We start from the raw sequence: 645 nt of genomic DNA on the forward strand, positions 1-645 counted from the left end.
CATCTGCACGGCCAAAAGCGAGTGGCCGCCCAGTTCGAAGAAGTGGTCGTTGCGCCCGATGCGCTCGACACCAAGGAGCTCGGCCCAGATCTGCGCCAGCGCCGTCTCGACCGCACCTTGCGGCGACTGGTAGGCCGCCAGCGCATAGGCCTGATCGGCCGGCGCCGGCAGCGCGTTCCGATCGAGCTTGCCGTTCACCGTGAGCGGAAGCGCCGCCAGCCGCACGAACGCACTCGGCACCATGTAGTCCGGCAGCCGCGCACTTAAGTGCGCCCGCAAGGCGCCCGCAAGCCCGCCTCCATCGCCCTCGTCCGAGCCGGCCTCGGGCGCGCAGACCACATAGGCGATCAGATGTTTGTCGCCGGCGCCGTTCTGGCCCGCCACCACCACCGCCTCGCGCACCCAGGCGTGCTCGCAAAGCCGCGCGACGATCTCGCCCGGCTCGATGCGATAGCCGCGGATCTTCACCTGATCGTCGTTGCGGCCCAGGAACTCAAGATTGCCGTCCGGCAGATAACGTGCAAGGTCGCCGGTCCGGTACAGCCGATCGCCCTCGACAAAGGGACTGGCGATGAACCGCTCCGCGGTCAGCTCAGGGCGGTTGAGGTAGCCCCGTGCCACCCCCGCCCCGCCAATGTAAAGCTC

At 68.5% G+C, this 645-nt stretch carries 1 protein-coding gene; it reads right to left on the minus strand.

Annotation, left to right across the window (positions count from 1 at the left end):
• Window positions 1–645 (minus strand): phosphopantetheine-binding protein (locus I6F33_RS37915; RefSeq protein WP_225145791.1); only part of this gene is annotated, 645 nt, incomplete at both ends.

It is taken from the genome of Bradyrhizobium sp. BRP20 (genome assembly GCF_020194215.1).
Lineage (GTDB): Bacteria > Pseudomonadota > Alphaproteobacteria > Rhizobiales > Xanthobacteraceae > Bradyrhizobium > Bradyrhizobium yuanmingense.